Raw genomic sequence first — 19,650 nt, 5'->3', positions numbered from 1 at the left:
ATGGCCCACGATCACACCCCCGAAATCCACGAGCACGCCGACGCGTGGCACCACCACATCCCTGAGGAAGGCATGCCCCAGCACGAGCACGCCGCGAAGGTCGACTCCGGCGCTCTGATCAAGTGGTTCATCGGCATCACCGTGCTGCTCGTTGTCGTGGTCCTTGCGCTGAAGATGTACTTCACCAAGTTCACCACGCAGATGCGCCGCACCTACGTCGAGACCACCGAGATCGCCCAGGGCGCCAAGACCGCCCTCGCCGCCGCGGAAGCCACCCTCGGCACCGACGGGCGCCCCTTCACCTACAAGGTCGCCAACAAGCAGGCCCGCACCGTGCAGCTCCCCATCGACACCGCCATCAAGCGCACCGTCGAGCGCTACAGCGGCAACCAGCAGCAGCAGCCCCAGAACAACCAGCCGCAGAACACCCCCGCCAACCGCCCCTGAACCACGTGACGCCCGCACGCCCCAACCCCGCCCCCACTGCCGCGCAATCGTGCCGCCAGTGGCTCAGCGCGCTGGCCGGGCTGTGCCTCGCCGCGTCCGTGTCCATCGCCCAGGCCCCGCCCGCCGTCACGCCCCCCAGCGCCGGCGGCAACGCCGAGCAGCTCCCCACCCAGGCCCAGGGCGTCGATGTCGAAGAGCAGATCGGCAACACCCTGCCGCCCGACATCGGCTTCACCGACTCCACCGGCAAGGTCGTCCGCCTCGGCGAGTACTTCAAGGGCGACAAGCCCGCCATCGTCGCCGTCGTCTACTACAACTGCCCCATCGTCTGCACGGTCGTCCTCAACCGCCTGCAGGAGACGATGAACGACCTCGACTTCACCGTCGGCAAGGACTACCGCACCCTGGTCTTCTCGATGGACCCCAGCGAAGGCACCAAGCTCGCGGCCTCCACCAAGCTCGCCTACATGAGCGGCTACAACCGCGACGTCACCCCCGAGGTTGAGGCCGGCTGGGCCTGGCACGTCACCGACGAGGACGCCGCCCGCCGCCTTGGCGACGCCCTGGGCTTCAAGTTCCGCAAGCTCGACACCGGCGCCTACAGCCACCCCGTGGCTCTCGCGGTCATCACCCCCGACGGCAAGGTCAGCCGCTACATCTACGGCTTCGTCTACCCCGCCCGTGACGTCAAGCTCGCCCTCATGGAGGCCAGCGAGGGCAAGCTCGTCAAGACCATCGGCGACCGCCTCCTCCTCCGCTGCTACATGTACGACCCCAAGGCCGGGTCCTACACCCTCCAGGCCACCCGCGTGATGCAGATCGGCGGCGTCCTCACCGTCGTCGCCATCGGCACGCTCATTGGCGGCCTCTTCATCGGCGAGCGCCTCCGCCGCAACCGCGCCTACCGCCTCACCGCCGCCACGACTGCCGGCGCCGCCACGACTCACACCGACCCCTCCCGCGGTGTTCCGCCCGGAGCGCCCCAATGAGTTCCATCCAGCAGGCCATGACCCACATGACCCCCACCCTCGCCAACATCTTCACCAACGACTGGTGGCACAAGCTCTGGTTCCGCGCCGACGGCGCCACCAGCCTCGCCAAAACCACCGACGAGACCGGCATGTGGCTCTGGTGGTTCTGCACCCTCTGGTTCGTCTTCCTGATGGCGCTGATGTTCTACTTCGTGGTGAAGTACCGCCGCCGCAAGGGCCAGATCGCCCCCAAGAGCCCCAGCCACAACACCCCCCTCGAGATCGCCTGGACCGTCATCCCCACCCTCTTCCTCGTCTGGATCTTCTTCAAGGGCTTCTGGACCTACATGGACAAGGTCATGGCCCCCGGCGACGCCGTGACCCTCGATCTCACGGCCTCCAAGTGGAACTGGGACATCGTCTACCCCAACGGCTCCCGCAGCAGCGCCACCACCGTCATCGGCGCCCGCAGCATCCCCGTCTTCTACATGCCCGCCGACCGCCCCATCCAGCTCCGCATGCAGAGCTCGGACGTCATGCACTCCTTCTTCGTCCCCGCCTTCCGCACCAAGCAGGACATCTTCCCCAACCGCTACACCACCACCTGGTTCAAGGCCAACGCCCCCTCCGGCAAGGACACCCACCCCACCTCCGTCGCCGACTACGACAGCCGCGTGAACTCCGCCAAGAGCAAGGGCGGCATGTACTCCGGGGCCGCCTACATCAAGGAGCTCGAGGGCGTTCCCTACGAGGACCACTGGCTCTTCTGCGCCGAGTACTGCGGCGCCGAGCACTCCGAGATGGCCGCGATCGTGCGCATCGTCCCCGAGGACGCGTTCAACAAGTGGCTCGACACTATCGGCACCGGCAGCCTCCCCCCGCTCGAGCTCGGCAAGCGCCTCTTCACCATCCAGGGCTGCGGCCAGTGCCACACCACCGATGGGCGTCCGTCCACCGGTCCCACGTGGAAGAACCTCTACGGCTACCCCGTCACGTTCTCCGACGGCACCTCGATGACGGCCGAGCAGCGCACCGACATGGCCACGTTCTCCAACTACATCCGCGAGTCGGTGCTCACCCCGGCCGTCAAGATCGTTTCCCCCTACCCCAACCAGATGACCCCGTACGCGGGCAAGCTCAACGACCGCGACATCCAGGCCCTCATCGCCTACATCGTCTCGCTCAGCGACAAGGCCCCCGCTGAGGGCGCGGCGCCCGCGGCTGAAGGCCAGCCTGCGAGCGGCCAGCCCGCCCTCTCCACCCCGCCCGCCAACCAGCCCGCGGGCAACCTCCCCGCCAACACCACCCCCGCCCCCAAGCAGTAACCCTCACACGCCCCGCGCCCACCGGCGCTCGACCGATCCGTTGGAGTCACCATGGCACACGACGCACACCACCACGGCAACTACCTGACCCCCAAGGGCGGGTTCTGGACCACCGTCCTCGACTGGGCGACCACCGTCGATCACAAGAAGATCGGCGTCATGTACCTCTTCGCCATCCTCTTCATGTTCTTCATCGGCGGCCTCGCCGCCCTCGCCGTCCGCCTCGAGCTCTTCGAGCCCGTCCGCGTGCAGGAGCTCGCCAACGGCACCAAGGAGCTCACCGGCCAGTTCTTCGCGCCCAAGGAGGCCGTCGACGCCGCCAACATGCAGCCGGGCAACAACATCTACAACCGGCTCTTCACCCTCCACGGCGCCATCATGGTGTTCATGGTGATCGTGCCCAGCATCCCCGCCTCCCTGGGCAACTTCCTCCTGCCCCTCATGCTCGGGGCCAAGGACGTCGCCTTCCCCCGCCTCAACCTCCTCTCCTGGTACATCTACGTCATCGGCTCCATCTTCGCCGTCACCGCCATCATCCTCGGCGGCGTCGACACCGGCTGGACCTTCTACACGCCCTACTCAACAACCACTGACCCAGGCTTCTCGCGCGTCGCGATCATGACCATGGCCGCGTTCATCCTGGGCTTCAGCTCCATCTTGACCGGCCTCAACTTCGTCGTCACCGTGCACAAGCTCCGCGCCCCTGGCATGGGCTGGTTCGACATGCCCCTGTTCATCTGGGCCGTGTACGCCGCCGCCATCATCCAGGTCCTCGCCACGCCCGTCATCGGCATCACCCTGCTGCTGCTCACCTTCGAGCGCATTTTCCGCGTGGGCATCTTCGATCCCGCCCTGGGCGGCGACCCCGTGCTCTTCCAGCACTTCTTCTGGTTCTACAGCCACCCCGTGGTGTACGTGATGATCCTCCCGGGCATGGGCGTCATCAGTGACGTCCTCGCCGTGCAGAGCCACAAGAAGATCTTCGGCTACCGCGCCATCGCCTTCGCCTCCCTGGGCATCGCCGGCGTCTCCTTCATCGTGTGGGGCCACCACATGTTCGCCAGCATGTCCGAGCTGGCCAGCATGGTCTTCTCCGCCCTCACCTTCCTCGTCGCCATCCCCACCGCCGTCAAGGTCTTCAACTGGATCGCCACGCTCTACAAGGGCTCCATCGTGCTCAACGCGCCGATGGTCTACACCCTCATCTTCCTCTTCCTCTTCTCCATCGGCGGCCTCACCGGCCTGCCCCTGGGCACCCTCTCCACCGACCTCCACCTCCACGACACCTACTTCGTCGTCGCCCACTTCCACTACGTCATGATGGGCGGCACCATCATGGCCCTCATGGCCGGCCTCCACCACTGGTGGCCCAAGATGTTCGGCCGCATGTACGACGAGCGCGGCGCCATCCTCGGCGCCCTCCTCGTCTTCATCGGCTTCAACATCACCTTCTTCACCCAGTTCTTCCTCGGCTCCCGCGGCATGCCCCGCCGCTATGCCTCTTACGTCGACGAGTTCCAGATCTGGCACCAGATCTCAACCATCGGCTCCTTCGTCATCCTCCTGGGCTTCCTCGTCCACCTCTTCGTCTTCCTCGCCTCCTTCGCCACCGGCAGGAAGGCCCCCGCCAACCCCTGGGGCGGCCTCACCCTCGAGTGGGTCGCCGACTCGCCCCCCGACGAGCACAACTTCCACCACGAGCCCATCGTCACGCACGGGCCCTACGACTTCGAGACCACCGTGCCCCCGCACTGGAACCCCGCCGACTACCCCATCCCCGAAGAGAACAAGGTCGTCGCCCACCACCACTGACCGCGCTGAAATCCGGCCGACTTCCTGCCGCCTCCCGACCAGGACGCATCACGCATGACCACCCTCGACACCCGCGACAGCCGGCCCTACTGGCAGCGCTACATGCCCGGCCATCACTGGCGCTCCGCCGCCGAGGAGTTCGACTCCTGCAAGTTCGGTTTCTGGCTCTTCCTCTCCACCGAAGTCCTGCTCTTCGGCGGCATCTTCTGCGCCTACTTCATCTTCCGCTCCCTCTACCCGGGCGCGTTCATGGAAGGGTCCCACGCCCTCGACTGGCGCTGGGGCGCCCTCAACACCGTGGTTCTGCTGGTCTCCAGCTACACCATGGCCGCGAGCATCTACTGCGTCCAGACCGCCCAGTTCAGCCGCGCCAAGCTCAACCTCTGGATCACCCTCATCTGCGGCCTGCTCTTCCTCCTCATCAAGTTCACCTTCGAGTACACCCCCAAGTGGTCGGGCTACTTCTTCGTCTTGGACCCCGCCCTGCACCACCACACCGCCACCATCGTCGAGGGCAAGACCGCCCTCGCCGGCCTCTTCCAGTACGTCGAGGGCTACGGCGGCAAGCGCCCCGGCATGCTCTTTGACTACCCCTTCGCCAACGACCCCAACATGCCCCTCTGGTGGTCCGTCTACTACTGCGGCACCGCCATCCACGCCCTCCACGTCATCATCGGCATGGTCCTCATCGCCCGCGTCCTCAAGCGCGTCGGCCAGGGCTACTACGGCCCCACCCACTACACCATGGTCGAAGTCTCCGGCCTCTACTGGCACCTCGTCGACCTCATCTGGATCTTCCTCTTCCCGCTCCTCTACCTGATTCACTGATCTCTTTCCGCTCTCCGCTCTCCCTCTCCGCTTTCCGCTTTCCGCTTTCGGCTCTCTGCCCCCGGCACTCAGGACGCTCCCCCCATGGCCCACACACCCGCCGCTGACTCCCACGGCTTCAACGAGCTCGACCCCCACGGCTTCGAGGGCCACGGCCAGCACGCCTCCCACGTCATCGTGGGCCCCTTCACCCTCCGCACCGTGCTCGCCTTCCTCCTCCTCTTCACCGCCCTCACCGTCGCCACCGCCCAGCTCGAGACCGCCATCATGGGCTGGTTCGACATCACCCTCCCCTGGTGGGTCAACGTCGCCGTCGCCATGTCCATCGCCACCGTCAAGGCCATCATGGTCATGGCCTACTTCATGCAGCTGAAGTACGACAACCCCATCAACACCGTCCTCATGCTCTTCACCTTCGGCGCCCTCGCCATCTTCCTCTTCTTCACCGGTCTCGACCTCTTCAGCCGCGGCGCCGTCGACCCCATCAAGCAGAACCAGGTCGTCGCCGGCGGCACCGGCAGCGGCATCACCTCCAAGCCCAACCAGGCCGTCGCCCTGGGCGCCAAGGAGCGCTTCCTCGACTACCTCGCCGTCCTCCAGTACGCCAAGGCCAAGTCCACCGAGCTCACCGCCACCGACGCCAACACTGCCCGCGCCCTTACCGACGCCGCCGCCACCCTCCAGCGTCAAGGCCGCGGCGGCGACGCCCGCCAGCGCTTCGTCTCCCTCCTCGCCGAGCGCATTGGCGAGGGCACGCCCGCCTTCGAGCAGGTCAAGCAGCAGGTGACCGGCACCATGCCCGAGCCCATCCTCGCCGCCGCCCAGGCCGAGTTCGAGCGCATCCACCTCGACGTCGCCGGCCACGGCGCCACCGCCCACCACGAAGAAGCCCCGCTCCCCGGCCCCAACCGCACCATGCCCCGCACCGGCACCACCGGCGCCCTCAGCGAGGCCGCCCCCCACGCCCCGCACGGCGATCACAACGGCCACGACCACGACACTCACCCCGCCGGCGACCACAGCCACTAAGCCGCGTCAGCGCACCGCCCGCACAAACGCACCATCATGGACCGCTCCCGCCGCATCGCCTGGGCCGTCACCATCACCGGCCTCGTCGGCCTGGGCGTCAGCTCCATGGTCATGGTCCGGCGCGTGCAGCAGTTCCACAAGGACAACCCGCGCGTCCTCTTCGCCTTCCAGCGCATCGACGACCGCGAGTTCCGCGCCGCCGGCAAGCCCGTCACCATCACCGACGACACCACCGACCCCGCCAAACCGAAGCTCGTCATCGACTACGCCGGCGAGAAGCTCACGCTCGACGTCGCCATCCCGCCGCGCTACGAACTCCCCGGCCTCAAGAAGCACGAGGACTGGCTCCGCGTCCTCCGCTTCGCCCCCTTCAGCGGCATGACCGAGGAGCAGTTCCAGCAGACGCTCAAGGAAGGCAAGGACCGCCTCGCCATCGTCACCCGCACGCCCCCCGCCGGCGTCGACCCCGCCACCTGGGGCACCGTCTGGCGCAAGGCCTGGGTCTTCGACTTCTACGAGTTCAAACCCGAAGGCGGCTTCACCCACGAGACCCTCAAGTACCCCAGCGCCAGCGGCCTCAAAAAGCCCCGCGAGGGCGAGCTGCAGGAGAACACCTGGCAGCACCAGGCTGCCCTCCAGCTCATGCCCAACGCCGGCCAGACCGGCCCCACCCGCAACTTCTACGGCGACGCCCTCCGCGCGGCGGGCATCTCACTCCCCGCCGCCGCCTTCTCCGGCCTCGCCGCCGCCCTGGGCCTCGCCTTCGCCTTCGCCCCCCGCAAGCGCAAGGCGTGACCGCTGCCTACCGGTGCTCCTCGCGCCACTCCCGCTCATCCCCCAGCGTGTGCCCGCTGGCCAGCACCGTCACATCATCATCCCCGATGCACAGCGCAATCAGCATCAGGATCATCGCCAGCACACCCAGCAGCAGGATGAACATGCCCCAGTCCACATACTCCATCATGGCGAACCTCCCCCACTGCTACGAAAGGGCAAATGGGCAAATGGCAAATCGCAAATGAAGACGGGCCAGCGCCCCCGCGCCACCCCGTCCTGATCACTGCTACGAAAGGGCAAATGGGCAAATGGCAAATCGCAAATGAAGACGGGCCAGCGCACCCGCGCCAGTCCGTCCTGATTTGCCCTTTGAACCTTTGCCCTTTGCCCTTTGCCCTTTAGACACCCATCGTCAGCCCCACCGGCTGAGCCCGCGGCGTGTGCGTCGGCTGCACCACCACCCCCAGCGGCACCCGCTTCCCACCCGGCGGCGGCAAGCCCTCCTTATCGATGTGCCGCTGGATCGCCATCACGCCCTCGATCAGCTGCTCCGGCCGCGGCGGGCACCCGGGGATATACACGTCCACCGGGATGAACTGGTCGCACCCCTGCACCACCGCGTACGTGTCGAACACCCCGCCCGTGCTGGCGCACGCACCCATCGAGATCACCCACTTGGGCTCGGGCATCTGCTCGTACGTCCGCTGCAGCACCGGCATCATCTTGACCGCGATCCGCCCCGCCACGATCAGCAGGTCCGCCTGCCGCGGGCTGAACCGCATCACCTCGGCCCCGAACCGGGCCAGGTCATACCGCGAGCACGCCGTCGCCATCAGCTCGATCCCGCAGCACGCCGTCGCGAACGGCATCGGCCACAAGCTCGACCGCCGCGCCCAGTTGATCACATGGCGCAGCTGCGTGGTCACAAACCCATCCACCGGCAGAGCAGCTTCAATACCCATGCACAGAGTGTAGGAAGAAGACACACACGAAGCCGGGACTGAGCCGCTCTGGGCGAAGTCCCGGATTGGGCGCGGCTCCCCTCGCCAAAGCCTCTCGCACCCACCCCGCGTTTCTGCCACACTCCCCGCATGCCCGAGGCCCCCACCCTCGAACCCCCCGCCCCCGCCATCACCGCGCCCCCGCCGCTCCCCTGGCACCAGCGCCCCTGGGGCATCCTCGCCCTGGGCGTCGCCATCATCGCGGGCAGCTGGCTCTGCGCCTGGATCGCCGGCCTCCTGCACTGGTACACCTGGAGCATCGGCTACTACGACCACGCCCTCTCGCACGAGGCCAACCGCCGCGTCTTCGAAGAGTCCCCCAGCGCCACCATCCTCTCCTCGCTCGTGATGCAGGGCAGCGCCGTCATGCTCGCCCTCGTCTTCGTGCAGGCCCGCAACCCCGAGCGCCCCACCCCCGCCGACCTCTGGATCACCCCCACCACCCTCCGCCCCGCGCTCTGGCCCATCGTCATCCTCGGCTCCCTCGGCGTGCTCTACGTCTCCGGCTACGCCACCCAGTGGCTCAGCTACTTCGGCCTGCTCCCCGAAACCTCGCCGCGTTACGACGCCCACTACGCCGCCGTCGCCCGCTACGAGGGACCCTGGGCCATCCTCGCCGTGCTCGTCATGGCCCTCACCGCCGGCATCGGCGAAGAGATCGTCTGCCGCGGCTACATCCTCAAGGGCCTGCTCCGCTCCTGGCGCCCCTTCCCAGCCATCCTCGCCAGCAGCCTCCTCTTCGCCGCCGCCCACTTCGACCCGCTCTACGCCATCAGCGTCCTTCCCATCGGCATGTGGTTCGGCTACCTCGCCGTCCGCACCCGCTCCATCACGCTCGCCATCACCACCCACATCCTCATCGACCTCTACGGCATCGGCCTCTACACCCTCCCCCGCTCCCTCCAGGACCATACCGCCTTCGCCGTCTTCGCCTGGGCCGTCTTCGTCATCAGCTGCCTCTGCATCATCCCCGCCGTGTTGATTCTTGAGCGCCACCAACGTGCAACGACCGTGCTCTGACGGTTGTGCAGTCCTTCTTGGGTATCCCGTCTCTCCGGGAAGGGCGCTCCACGACCTTTCAGTACACTGGCCCACATGCTCTGGACCCGCGCCCGCTGCCGCCGCGCCCGCTGGCTCCTGCTCGCCACCACCGGCACCTGCGTCGCCGCGCTCCTCGCCAGCCACGCTGGCAATATCGGACTCGCCGTCAATCGCGCAGGCATTCAACTCAGCGGCGGCAGCATGACGCTCATCACCGCCACCCACCCGATGACCCGCTCCCGCGCCGACTGGGCCTTTAGCGTCAACGGCCAGGAGGGCCGCATCCGCCACGACGGCGGCAGCCGCTGGCTCCCGGGCCGCGCCGGCCCGGCGATGCTCATCGGCTCCCCGCCGGTCATCGTGCGCACACGCCTGTGGTCGTTGCCACTGTGGTCACTCACACTCCTGTCGCTGGCCGTAAGCGTGCCCGCCTGGTGGGCCCTCACCAAGCGCTCCACGCACGGCGGCTGCGACCGCTGCGGGTACGACACCACCGGCCTCGCGATCGATGCGCCCTGCCCGGAATGCGGCGCATGAAACCCCGCTTCCCCATCACCCCGTTGATGACCTATTCGCCCTCTCCCGAGGCCGAGCGCGTCGTCCTGCACGTCTGCAAGATGGGCCGCGCCGTCGACGCCGCGCTCGAGTGCCTCTACGACGCGCCGGCACGCCCCCACATCACCACAACCTCCGCCTGGGACGACGGCACCGGCAGATCCATCGAACCGCTCGCCTCCGTGTTCGCGAACGCCCCAATCGTGCACGTCCTCTCCGACCTGAGCCCCTACGGCCTCATCGCCGCGTTCAACGCCGCCGAGCTGCTGACCCGCGCGGGCGCCACGTGGAAGTTCCTCGGCATCACCGAGCGCTGGTTCGACGCTATCCCTCAGCGCGACCGCCAGAAGTGGCTCGAGTCAAGGCGGATCCCGCTCCCCCGCGAAATGCAGGTTGCCCTCAAACAGCTGCAGCCAGTGCCGCCCCTCAAGGACTTCGCCGAGCAGACGATGGTGCTGGCAACCAACGGGTTTGTCCTCGAGCTCGAAGCATTCCTCTGGCCCGAGCACCGCGACCGACTCATGGCCGTTATCGACACCCACTGACCGTCACTGCACCCCGTCAAACCCATGCACGTCCATCGACACAAAGAACCACACGATCACAACCACGATCCACAGCGCGGCCCCAAGGAACACAGACAGCGCAACGTAAAGCCCGCGCACCCGCCACGGCAGCGGCAGCAGCATCACGCCGACAAACCACATGGCCGCGCCGAGCAACTGTGCAACCAGAGCGGTGTACCAGCCGATCACCTGCAGTGAATAGACCTCAAGGGCTGGCCCCAACGTAAAGAGCGCCGCCCCGCAAATGAGCACGCCCACTGCCGCGATGGTCCTGCCCGATCGCACGCCCCACAGTACCGACGCGGCGGCCCGCTGGTTCGCCGGATGGCGCAGTGCCCGCGGCAACCGTTCGCAACGAGCCCGGAACGCAGTGACGGGTCTGCGGTACACCCTGCACTCAGGGCGGCACAAGGGGCCCGCTCACTGCGTTCGGGGCTCGTTACGAACGCAACCGCGGCATCGGGCCCCGCAGGTGATGTCGGAGTTCCCGGACCTGCTCCACGAGCGTTCACAGGTGATTGAGAAGCACTTGCACGTGACTCAGGAGCAAATCGCACGTGGCTGAGGACCAAACGCACGTGACCGCGGGCTAAACGCACGTGCATAAGCAGCATTCGCGCGTGCGTGAGCTCCATTCGCATGTGTGAATGGAGCGCCTCCAACCCACCCCGAATGATTCCCGCCGCGGCTCCGCAAACGCGGCTCTTACTTGCGACGCGCGGAACTGCGCGGCCGCACGCCCACCAGTTATCCGCCCGAACTCCTCAGCACGCATTCCCCCCCAGCACCCGGAAGAAGCTCTCAATATCCTGGTCCGTCCCCGTGTCCCCATCCGCGTTGAAGTCCGCGCTCGAGCACGTGGGGCAGCACGTCCCGCCGATGCAGGCGAAGAACGCCTCGATGTCCTGGTCGGTCCCGGTGTCGCCGTCGTGGTTGAAGTCGGCGGTGCACGGGAAGCCCTGGCAGTCGTCGGGCACGCTGTCGAGGTTGAGGTCCGGGCTCACGCCCTTCGCAATATCACAACCGTCCGCCTGCTGGTTGCTGTTGCAGTCGTTACCCGCGACGCTCGCGGGGCGGATGCGGTACACCCCGCCGTTGGTCGAGTTCCAGATCACGTAGTACATCTCGCCCCAGGGGTCTTCGCCGAAGTGCACCAGCGTGCCGCTGAGCCCCAGCTGCGCCTTGCGGTCCACGATGTTCGTGAGGGCCGTGCCCGCGGCGTTGGGCGTGCCCGTCCAGCACTTGGCCGCCCAGTCCCCGAAGATATAGCTCCCGCGCAGGCTGGGCATCGAGCACCCGCGGTACACGACGCCCCCCGTCACCGACGCCCCCGACACCGTCGCCCCCGAGCGCGGGTAGTCGATGATCGGCGGCAGCGACGGCGGCAGCGGCGCCACGCACCCCGCGTAGCCGGTGGGCACCGTCCCCTCCATGCACCGCCAGCCGAGGAACGCCCCGTGCAGCCCCGCCGGGATCACCGTCACCTCCTCGCGCGTGACCTGCCCCACATCCGCCACCCACAGGCTGCCGGTGACGCGGTCAAAGCTCGCCCGCCACGCGTTCCGAAGGCCGTACGCCCATATCTCCGGCTGCATCCCCGCCTGCCCGATGAACGGGTTGTCCGCGGGAATCGAGTAGTTCTTCTGGTCCGTCGCGGGCGGGAACGCGTCGTCATCCGCGTTGCCCGGGATATTGTCCGCCCCGTCCACATCCAGCCGCAGGATCTTGCCCTTGAGCACCGCGCGGTTGCTCGCGGTGTTCTGCGGGTCCCCCTCGCCGCCGTCCCCGGTGGTGAAGTACAGGTGGCCTTCTGGCCCGAAGTCGATCCAGCCGCTGCGGTGGTTCGCAATATCGTAATCAATAAAGATCACCGTCTGCCGCGAGTTGGGGTCCGCGAAATTGGGGTTCGCCGGATCAACCCGGAACCGCACCACCGCATAATCATTCACCGAGCTGCCCACCTGCGAGGGCGTGCACACGATGTAGAAGTACCCGTTGCTCGCGTACTGCGGGTGGAACGCCATCCCCAGGATCCCGTACTCCAGCCCGTTGTTGCCCAGCAGCGTCGCCAGCGCCGGCTGCGTCAGGTCCAGGAACGGCGTCGGCCGCAGCGTTCCCGTGCCCGCGGCGTTGAGGTCCACAATCCGCACCCCCCGCCGCTGCTCCACCACAAACAGCCGCGAGGCATCCCCCGGCGCGTGCCCGCACCACAAGGGGTTGCTCATCCCCGTCACCACCGCTTGCGACGCCAGCGTCTGCCCCCGCGCGTCCCCAGCACCCAGCAGCAACACCCCGCCCGCCATCGCGGCCAAGCCACTCCTCAACATCTCTGTCTCCTCTCTTGCGGTGAAGCGACGGTCGATGCGGAACGCATTATCTCAGGAACACACCCAGACGAGAACCCACCGAGAACCCGACGAGACACCCACGGCCCGCAGAAGGCACCACCCCCCTACGCACCCCGCCGCACAAGGGATGCGGGATTTTGCGGACGCATAGCGGACCACGACGTCGGCAGCCATCCGCAACGAACGGCCTGGCCTCAGAGCTACAACTACACTCGCGGCCCCCCCGCCAGCCCCTTCCGCACGAGCCCGGAAATGACACCGCCCGCAAACGACGACACCCCCTCCGTCCACGACACCACCGTCTACGCCTACACAGTCGACCGCGAGAACCGCCGCGTCATCCTCCACACCGCGTTCCGTGACAAGGAGCCGCACGAGTTCACCGACATTGTCTTCACCGACGTCGTCGCGCACGAGTTCCGCCGCGTGCACCAGCCCAGCACCCTCTTCGACGTCCACGAGGTAGACCTCGCGCAGTTCATCGGCGAGCACGCCGACCACTTCGAAGCCTCATGGCGGCACGACTGGCCGCCCGCCAACGCGTGCAATGACACCACTGAGCTCCTCAGCACCCTGACGGGAATGGACGTGCGGGCATTCACGATCGACGCCTCGCAAGGCCTCTCCGGCTGGGTCCTCGCCGCCCGCTCTCAACGCGTTCCCCGCAACATGCCCGGACAACCCAACTGATGAGCACGAAACCGCGGCCGGCGCACGGCGCGAAGACGTTCGCAACGAGCCCGGAACGCAGTGACGGGTCACTCCAGCAACCCTTCGCGCGGCCCATCACGGAGAGCCCGCTCACTTCGTTCGGGGCTCGTCACAAACGCAGCCGCAAGACCCAATCTCGCACGCAACTCAAGCGCCTCAGCAGTTCCCCCCGCCCAGCACCCGGAAGAACGCCTCAATGTCATGGTCGGTGCCGACGTCCCCATCGCCGTTGAAGTCCGCCCCGCCCTCGAAGCAGCCCGGGCAGCAGTTCCCGCCCAGACAGGCGAAGAACGCCTCGATGTCCTGGTCCGTACCGATGTCGCCGTCGCCGTTGAAGTCGCTCGTGCCGCACCCGCTCACGCCCAGCATCACGCCCGAGCTCTCCGACTCCCCGCACGCGCTTGAGAGTCCGCAGGTGTACACGCCACTGTCCGCAACACCCGCGCCCGTGATCGTCAGCACCACCGGCCCCGCGCTCGACAGCACGCCGCTCGCGCCCGCCACAAAACCGCCCCCGTCTGCCGCCCCGCCCGGCCCGTTCAGGACCGCCACCCCGTTGCGCCGCCACTGGTAGAACACCGGCGCGCCGCCGGTCACCTCCACGCCCAGCTGCACATCGGCTCCGCGGGTGACGTTCAGCGTCGCCTGCTGCGGCACACCCCACGGCGACAACCCCGCGATCGTCACCGACGAGACCCCGCTCGCCAGAGAGCCCGAGTCGGGCCCGTACATGATCTGCCCAACCACGTCGATCACCGTATCCGCGCCAGAGCCCGACACCGCGACAGCCTGGAACTCATCGCGCACGCCGATGTCGCTCCACACCCACACCTGCCCATTCCAGCGCGCGAACTGCCGGTCCGGCGTGACACTCCCGCTGGGGTTGCTCCCGTACAGCCACAGCGAGGGCGCCCGCCCGCCGCCCTCGTCGATCACGAACAAGCGGTTGAAGCTCTGCACGGTGCTCATCTGCGACCACGTGTCGCCGTTGAGCCGCCAGATGGCGGACCCGCCGCTCGTTCCCGGCGTGCTCACCAGCAGCGAGGGCGTCTCCGGCCCCGCGCCGTCGCGATCCCACACCGTCAGGAGGTAAATCTGGTTGTTCGTCGGCGGCCCCGGCGGGAGCGGCGACCACGCGAACCCATTCCACAGGCCCGCCCGCGGCAATGACACACTCCCCGACGTCAGGAAAAACCCGCCCGCCACCAGCAGGGACTGACCCGGCCCCGCGCCGTCGCGGTCCCATACCAGCAACCGCGTCACCGTCCCGTCCAGCCCCTGGCCCAGGGCCGCGTACGAGTTCCCCGTCCACTTCACCACGCCGTTGAACGGCAGCTGTGACGCACTCCCGATCACCCCCGCGAACACCAGCTCCGGCGGCACCACGCCGGGCCCGTCCCGGTCGTACACCACCATGTCGAACACCTGCGCGGGCGAGTTGCCACTGCCCACCGGCAGCCCAGTCCCCAGTTGAGCGATCCCGAACCCGCTCCAGAATGCCACGCTCCGCGCCGGCACCCCCAGGAACGTGCTGAAGTTGCCCCCGAAGATCAGCTGACCCGTGAGCGGCCCCGCCCCATCACGATCAAACGCGATGATCCGCCCGTTGTAGCTCGAACCCCGTCCACTGACGACGCCCTGCCAGTGCCCGTCCGCCCCAACCACCGACATCGACGCGCACTCGTCCCCATCAAGTGTGAACGCGTCCCCGACCGCCAGCAGCTGCGGCGGCGTCGCAACGTTGCTGTCGTGGTCCCAGCGGATGACCTCCGTTGACTGGAAGGTCTGCACCCCGATGCCGCCACGGTTCGGGGCACGCCACGACACCCCGTCGTACACCGCCACGCCGCGGCTGCCCTTCCGGGTGTCCGGGCTCGTCGGCCCCACGGCCATGAAACCGCCGCCCGCAATCAGCAGGTCGCCGCCCGCTCCTGCCCCGTCCGGATCGAACGCCGTGAGCTTCGGCGCGCCCGAGATGAACCCCGTGCTCTGCCAGCCACTCACCGTCCACACGCGAACCGTGTCGCCGCCCGTCGTGGTCCCGGCCCGGTACAACCGCGCGAGGCCCGGCCCCGCTCCATCATGATCCGCCACCGCGAGCCCGCTCCCGGTCCCGGTCTCGCCCATGAACTGCCAGCCCGCCTCCTCGCGCACCACGATCGGACGCGTGACGGCCCCGTCTGTAAAGGCGCCGGCGAGGTACAGCCTGGTGTCCAGCGGCCCCGGCCCGTCCGGGTCAAACGCGATCACGTCGTTTACTGCCGTACCAGTGGGCGGGTTTACCGCGTGAAACGCGCTCCCGTCGAACGCCGCGATCCGCGCGTGCGGCTGGCCGCTGATGGTCGTGAACGTTCCCAGCACAAACAGGCGTGCCGGCATGGGCGCCGGGCCGTCCTCATCCACCACCCGCAGCGTCGTCGCGGAGAAGTTGAACACTCCCAGTTGCACCCAGCCTGTACCCTCCCAGCGGTACAGCTGCCCGCTGATCGCGTACAGCCGCGCCGGTTCCGGGCCGTCGCCGTCGGCATCGAAAGACGCCAGTGACGACGGCCCGACGCCCGCCGGCAGCCCGGGTCCGAGTCCCGCCCACGACGCGCCGTCCCAGTACTTGACGCGCGCGTCGCTGTAGGAGCCGCCGACCACCACGCGGGCCGGCAGTGGCCCGTCGCCATCGAAGTCGTGCGAGCACACGCTCGTGGGCCCCGTAAAGCTGGTGGTCAGCCCCGGGCCGACCATCTCCCACCCGATGCCGTCGAACAGCCCGCACCGGTCCACCCGGGTACTGCCCGCGTAATCGAACGCGCCCGCCGCGACCAGCCGGGCGGGCATCGGACCACCGCCGTCGGGGTCGTGCAGGGTCATGCTCGTCACGGTCCCCGCCACGCCGGCCTCGCCGGAGGTCGGGTTGAACTGGAGGCACTGCGCGTGCGCTGCGCCCGCCGCCACCGCCCCGCTCACTACCGCCGCCCAGCGCCCCCGTGGAGTCATCATGACCAGAGCCTACCACGGGGCCCACCGGGGTTTTCAAGTCTAAAAAGAGCGGTTTCCTCGGTTATGAGGCGTTCAGCAGCTGCCGCCGCCGAGGACGCGGAAGAAGGCTTCGATGTCCTGGTCGGTGCCGGCGTCGCCGTCACCGTTGAAGTCGCTGCCCATGGAGTAGCAGGTCGGGCAGCAGGTGCCGCCCAGGCATGCGAAGAAGGCCTCGATGTCCTGGTCGGTCCCGAAGTCGCCGTCGCCGTTGTAGTCGCTGGTGCCGCAGGCGAGCGGGCAGCCTTGGGCGCCGCAGAAGATCGGGACGCGGGTGGCGACCGACCGTGCCTGGCCGCCCGCAGCCACGGGGTCTTCGATAACCCACTGGAGGTAGTAGACCTGTCCGCTGGACACATTCAGCGGCGTCAGGGGCCAGTGAACGGTTGCCACGCCAGAAGTCTGGCCGGCGGTCCCGGTGACGGTCGTGCCCACCAGGATGTCGGTGTTGATGCGGCCGGCGATCGGGGGTGTCAACGAGGCGTACAGGTGGGCGGTTGCGCCAGGGCGGGCGTTGAACACCGCGAAGCGGTAGTCCGAGTTGCCCACGTACGCGGGGGGCTGCACCGCCGCGGGCAGCACACCCGGGATGACGCCGCCGGTGCCGGCCACGCCCGTTCCGCCCTCGAGGCTCGCGCGGTCGGCAGGGCGCTCGGTGAACAGCGTGGGCCGGTCGAAGGGGAACTGCTGGTTGGCCACGCGCGGGTCGGTCAGGGCGTTGGCGAGGAAGTCGACGAGACCGGCCTCCTGCTGCTGGGGCAGGCTCTGCGGGGTGATCTGCAGCACCGCGGGGTCGATGTTGTCAAGGAAACGCGGCGCCGAACCGGGCGCCTGTACGTAGAAGCGCACCACATCGGTGAGCGACGCGATGCGGCCCGTGTGCATGAACGAGCGCTTGAGGCCGACGTTGCGCAGGCCGGGCACCTTGAAGCGGCCGCGGTCGGCGCCGTTGGGCGCATTCGTCACGGCCTGCCGACCAAGGTCCTCCGCTGGCGGCCGCAGGCCGATGTTGCGGAAGGTGTTGTCGGTGAACAGGCCGTTCTGGATGTCGTGGCACACGGCGCAGTTGTTGACGAACGTCTGGCGACCGGCGATCTGCTGCGCGGTCATCGTGCCAAGATCGAACGGGGCCTGGTTGGAGATCAGCGTGCGCTCGTAGGTGGCGATCGCCATGCCGATGCGGGCGGGGGTGATCTGCCCGTCGCCGAAGGCCGCGGCGAACAGCTCGGGGTAGCTGGGCTTGTTCGCGAGCACGGCCGCGACGTCCTGCGGCAGGTTGGTCGCGAGCTGGAGCGGCTGCACGTGCGGGAGCTTGGTGACGATGTGGTCCCAGTTGATGCCGTCGTGGCCCATCTCGACGCTGTTCATGATGGGGCCGACGGCCTGGCTCTCAAGGCTGCCGCCCGCGGGGATCAGCACGGCGTTGGTGATGGGGTCGCGGAACGTGCTGCGGGCGCGGCCGTCCCAGAAGCTGTCGATGTTGTACGCCGCGTTGACCGGGGAGTTGGCGCTGCGGCCGGTGACCTGCGCGGCGAAGTTGAACTGGGGGTCGCGGACGTAGTTCAGGGACGCGTCCATGCGGGCGACGCCGGGCGAGCCGCGCCGATCGTCGGGCGATGGGATGATGTTGTCGGGGCCAGGGTTGGTCGCGCCGATACGAGGGTCGTTGCCGCCGAAGCTCATCACGTGGCAGGTCGCGCAGGCGACGGTATTGCTGGTGGAGAGCTGCTCATCGAAGAAGAGGATCTTGCCGAGCACGCGCTTCTGCTCGGTGATGAGGTTCTGCGGCGGAACGGGCACGGGCGGCACGGCGGCGAAGGCGTAGTAGGCGACGCCGACCAGGCCGGCCGCGGCGAGCGGGAGACCAGCGAAGACAGAAGTGAGAAGCACACGCCCCGGCCGCGACTTTGTCATTTGTAGATTCCTTCCCGGTGTCGGGGGGTGTGAACGTACCAGCTTGAGAAACGATTGCAGGAAAGTACCAGATTTTTCGGACGCGGCAACGGCGGGTTCCGGCTTTCGCGCAGCGGTGCGAGGCCAGCGCGAGGACAGCGGGAACGTACAACCACCCGGCGCCGGGGCCCAGCAAGTCAGCGTTAGCGCGAGCGTTCGGGGTGCGGTCTGGGTTGTGTGGTTGGGGCGGGAGGTCCTATAGGTGCGGGGGGGGCTGTGGGAGTTACTCCCCGCCGCCGAGGGTCTTGGGGCCCTGCTTGCCCGCCACCCGCTCCATGTAGCCGTTGCCCTTGCGCTCGTATTTGGTGAAGCCCATGCGCTCCAGGTTCTTGTTGCTGAGGGTCGACTTCGCCTTGATGGGCGACCACGCCCCCGCGATGGCCGGGGCCACGATCGCGCGGCGGACCGGGGCACCCGTCTGGGGGTGCTTGGTCAGTGCGTCCTCCTTCATGGACTGCACGGTCTCGAAGGTCTCGCCCGTGGGCTTGCCCTGCTTGTCCAGCACTTCGTAGACGTAGGTCGGCATGAGGTGATGGTACGTCGGGGGCGTGGTGATGCGCTGCGGGCGGGCGTGGGGACAAGTGCCTATCGGTGGGGCGGTGCGGGGGTTTTTCGGGGAGAGGGGCGGGCGTGGGGATGGGGTGGTTTGGCCTGCGCGTGCGGCGGAGCAGGCGGGGCGGTTGGGGGTTGCGGAGGTCGGCGGCTTGCAGGGCGGCGCGGGCGTGGGCGATGGCGCGGAGGATGGTGCTCGCGGCGCGGCGGGACTCGGTGTTGTGGTGCTCCTGCTGCTTGGTGGTGTGCAGCGGCGGCGTGAGGAGTCGCGCGAGGGTCTCGAGGGCCTGGGCCTCGAGGCGGGCGTAGGTGAGTTCCTTGTGGGCGCAGATGTAGGGCTGGATGTCGGCGCGGGCGCTGAAGGCGACGATGTCGAGCGGGGTGGAGCGGGTGTCGCTGGCGGTGGTCAGGGGGTCGAAGTCGTTGAGGAGGAGAGAGGTGAGGGTGGCGCGGTCCTGAGGCGGGAGGGGGGAGATGTCGGATGTGGGATTTGGGACGTTAGATGTGGGGGGAGCGGTGGAGCGATAGGACTCATGGGAGTCATGGGAGGCATGGGAGTGATCAACGTGGGAGGTCTGGGGAAGGGTGGATGAGGTGTCGGGCATGTGGGGGTCCCTCTACCTCTTCCGGGGTGGGTCACGTTTGTGCGCGCTTTTCAGGGTTGTGCGCGGGGATGGTGGTGGGTTGGGGCTGTGATTCTCGTGATG

The 19,650-nt window shown here is 68.0% G+C and carries 18 protein-coding genes; 11 read left to right on the top strand and 7 right to left on the bottom strand.

The annotated features are described in order from the left end of the window. From VD997_12325 to VD997_12295, 7 genes are all read left to right on the top strand, one after another. Window positions 1–447, top strand: coding sequence for a hypothetical protein (locus VD997_12325; protein ID HYE62773.1), 447 nt, complete (start codon window positions 1–3; stop codon window positions 445–447). A 5-nt stretch (window positions 448–452) separates the two neighbouring features. Then, window positions 453–1,436: an SCO family protein gene (locus VD997_12320; protein HYE62772.1), complete on the top strand. Its 984-nt coding sequence runs from the start codon at window positions 453–455 to the stop codon at window positions 1,434–1,436. After that, window positions 1,433–2,743 (top strand): cytochrome c oxidase subunit II, encoded by a 1,311-nt coding sequence (locus tag VD997_12315; protein HYE62771.1) that lies wholly within the window; start codon window positions 1,433–1,435, stop codon window positions 2,741–2,743. Before VD997_12320 ends, VD997_12315 begins: the two co-directional genes overlap by 4 nt. Before the next feature lie 51 nt (window positions 2,744–2,794). Further along, window positions 2,795–4,555 carry a cbb3-type cytochrome c oxidase subunit I gene (locus VD997_12310; protein ID HYE62770.1) on the top strand — a complete coding sequence of 587 codons (1,761 nt, stop codon included), beginning with the start codon at window positions 2,795–2,797 and terminating at the stop codon, window positions 4,553–4,555. Between the two features lie 54 nt (window positions 4,556–4,609). Further along, window positions 4,610–5,383, top strand: a complete 774-nt coding sequence (locus tag VD997_12305; protein HYE62769.1) for a cytochrome c oxidase subunit 3 — start codon at window positions 4,610–4,612, stop codon at window positions 5,381–5,383. Window positions 5,384–5,467: 84 nt separating this feature from the next. Continuing rightward, the gene (locus VD997_12300) at window positions 5,468–6,412 is read left to right on the top strand and encodes a cytochrome C oxidase subunit IV family protein (protein HYE62768.1); all 945 of its coding nucleotides are present in this window, start codon (window positions 5,468–5,470) and stop codon (window positions 6,410–6,412) included. A 36-nt stretch (window positions 6,413–6,448) separates the two neighbouring features. After that, window positions 6,449–7,207, top strand: a complete 759-nt coding sequence (locus VD997_12295; GenBank protein ID HYE62767.1) for a hypothetical protein — start codon at window positions 6,449–6,451, stop codon at window positions 7,205–7,207. Window positions 7,208–7,214: 7 nt separating this feature from the next. On the opposite strand, the gene VD997_12290 is transcribed toward VD997_12295, so the two are convergent. Together VD997_12290 and VD997_12285 are read right to left on the bottom strand one after the other, a co-directional pair. After that, the gene (locus VD997_12290) at window positions 7,215–7,376 is read right to left on the bottom strand and encodes a hypothetical protein (protein HYE62766.1); all 162 of its coding nucleotides are present in this window, start codon (window positions 7,374–7,376) and stop codon (window positions 7,215–7,217) included. A gap of 211 nt (window positions 7,377–7,587) precedes the next feature. Continuing rightward, window positions 7,588–8,151, bottom strand: coding sequence for an NADH-quinone oxidoreductase subunit B family protein (locus tag VD997_12285; GenBank protein HYE62765.1), 564 nt, complete (start codon window positions 8,149–8,151; stop codon window positions 7,588–7,590). A gap of 129 nt (window positions 8,152–8,280) precedes the next feature. Between VD997_12285 and VD997_12280 the strand changes: the two genes are divergently transcribed. From VD997_12280 to VD997_12270, 3 genes are all read left to right on the top strand, one after another. Then, a complete protein-coding gene (locus VD997_12280; protein ID HYE62764.1) occupies window positions 8,281–9,210 on the top strand; it encodes a CPBP family intramembrane glutamic endopeptidase in 930 nt (309 codons plus the stop codon). Window positions 9,211–9,285: 75 nt separating this feature from the next. After that, complete coding sequence (locus VD997_12275; GenBank protein HYE62763.1) at window positions 9,286–9,768, top strand: hypothetical protein; 483 nt, start codon at window positions 9,286–9,288, stop codon at window positions 9,766–9,768. Continuing rightward, complete coding sequence (locus VD997_12270; GenBank protein HYE62762.1) at window positions 9,765–10,331, top strand: hypothetical protein; 567 nt, start codon at window positions 9,765–9,767, stop codon at window positions 10,329–10,331. The genes VD997_12275 and VD997_12270 overlap by 4 nt, the downstream gene beginning before the upstream one ends. 3 nt (window positions 10,332–10,334) lie before the next feature. Here VD997_12270 and VD997_12265 read toward each other — a convergent pair whose 3' ends face one another. Both VD997_12265 and VD997_12260 read right to left on the bottom strand, forming a co-directional pair. Next, window positions 10,335–10,610, bottom strand: coding sequence for a hypothetical protein (locus tag VD997_12265; protein ID HYE62761.1), 276 nt, complete (start codon window positions 10,608–10,610; stop codon window positions 10,335–10,337). Window positions 10,611–11,116: 506 nt separating this feature from the next. Next, on the bottom strand, window positions 11,117–12,679 hold the full coding sequence (locus tag VD997_12260; GenBank protein HYE62760.1) for a PQQ-dependent sugar dehydrogenase: 1,563 nt from the start codon (window positions 12,677–12,679) through the stop codon (window positions 11,117–11,119). A 273-nt stretch (window positions 12,680–12,952) separates the two neighbouring features. Here VD997_12260 and VD997_12255 point away from each other — a divergent pair, with 273 nt between their 5' ends. Next, window positions 12,953–13,390 (top strand): hypothetical protein, encoded by a 438-nt coding sequence (locus tag VD997_12255; protein HYE62759.1) that lies wholly within the window; start codon window positions 12,953–12,955, stop codon window positions 13,388–13,390. 177 nt (window positions 13,391–13,567) lie between these two features. Here the strand turns inward: VD997_12255 and VD997_12250 are convergent, their stop codons facing one another. From VD997_12250 to VD997_12240, 3 genes are all read right to left on the bottom strand, one after another. Further along, window positions 13,568–16,402, bottom strand: a complete 2,835-nt coding sequence (locus tag VD997_12250; GenBank protein ID HYE62758.1) for an immunoglobulin domain-containing protein — start codon at window positions 16,400–16,402, stop codon at window positions 13,568–13,570. 72 nt (window positions 16,403–16,474) lie between these two features. Next, window positions 16,475–18,352 carry a cytochrome c peroxidase gene (locus tag VD997_12245; protein ID HYE62757.1) on the bottom strand — a complete coding sequence of 626 codons (1,878 nt, stop codon included), beginning with the start codon at window positions 18,350–18,352 and terminating at the stop codon, window positions 16,475–16,477. Window positions 18,353–18,614: 262 nt separating this feature from the next. Continuing rightward, window positions 18,615–18,917 carry a hypothetical protein gene (locus tag VD997_12240; GenBank protein ID HYE62756.1) on the bottom strand — a complete coding sequence of 101 codons (303 nt, stop codon included), beginning with the start codon at window positions 18,915–18,917 and terminating at the stop codon, window positions 18,615–18,617. Window positions 18,918–19,650 lie beyond the last annotated feature (733 nt).

The sequence above is a fragment of the Phycisphaerales bacterium genome (assembly GCA_035627955.1).
Lineage (GTDB): Bacteria > Planctomycetota > Phycisphaerae > Phycisphaerales > UBA1924 > JAEYTB01.
This window is presented reverse-complemented; position numbering and strand designations above follow the sequence as displayed.

Excerpts from the sequence above, each read along its gene's own strand:
- VD997_12290 (HYE62766.1), bottom strand. The coding sequence starts at position 7,376 with ATGATGGAGTATGTGGACTGGGGCATGTTCATCCTGCTGCTGGGTGTG.
- VD997_12250 (HYE62758.1), bottom strand. The coding sequence starts at position 16,402 with ATGATGACTCCACGGGGGCGCTGGGCGGCGGTAGTGAGCGGGGCGGTG.
- VD997_12255 (HYE62759.1), top strand. The coding sequence starts at position 12,953 with ATGACACCGCCCGCAAACGACGACACCCCCTCCGTCCACGACACCACC.
- VD997_12325 (HYE62773.1), top strand. The coding sequence starts at position 1 with ATGGCCCACGATCACACCCCCGAAATCCACGAGCACGCCGACGCGTGG.
- VD997_12270 (HYE62762.1), top strand. The coding sequence starts at position 9,765 with ATGAAACCCCGCTTCCCCATCACCCCGTTGATGACCTATTCGCCCTCT.
- VD997_12315 (HYE62771.1), top strand. The coding sequence starts at position 1,433 with ATGAGTTCCATCCAGCAGGCCATGACCCACATGACCCCCACCCTCGCC.
- VD997_12305 (HYE62769.1), top strand. The coding sequence starts at position 4,610 with ATGACCACCCTCGACACCCGCGACAGCCGGCCCTACTGGCAGCGCTAC.
- VD997_12260 (HYE62760.1), bottom strand. The coding sequence starts at position 12,679 with ATGTTGAGGAGTGGCTTGGCCGCGATGGCGGGCGGGGTGTTGCTGCTG.
- VD997_12275 (HYE62763.1), top strand. The coding sequence starts at position 9,286 with ATGCTCTGGACCCGCGCCCGCTGCCGCCGCGCCCGCTGGCTCCTGCTC.
- VD997_12240 (HYE62756.1), bottom strand. The coding sequence starts at position 18,917 with ATGCCGACCTACGTCTACGAAGTGCTGGACAAGCAGGGCAAGCCCACG.
- VD997_12280 (HYE62764.1), top strand. The coding sequence starts at position 8,281 with ATGCCCGAGGCCCCCACCCTCGAACCCCCCGCCCCCGCCATCACCGCG.
- VD997_12295 (HYE62767.1), top strand. The coding sequence starts at position 6,449 with ATGGACCGCTCCCGCCGCATCGCCTGGGCCGTCACCATCACCGGCCTC.
- VD997_12310 (HYE62770.1), top strand. The coding sequence starts at position 2,795 with ATGGCACACGACGCACACCACCACGGCAACTACCTGACCCCCAAGGGC.
- VD997_12300 (HYE62768.1), top strand. The coding sequence starts at position 5,468 with ATGGCCCACACACCCGCCGCTGACTCCCACGGCTTCAACGAGCTCGAC.
- VD997_12245 (HYE62757.1), bottom strand. The coding sequence starts at position 18,352 with ATGACAAAGTCGCGGCCGGGGCGTGTGCTTCTCACTTCTGTCTTCGCT.
- VD997_12285 (HYE62765.1), bottom strand. The coding sequence starts at position 8,151 with ATGGGTATTGAAGCTGCTCTGCCGGTGGATGGGTTTGTGACCACGCAG.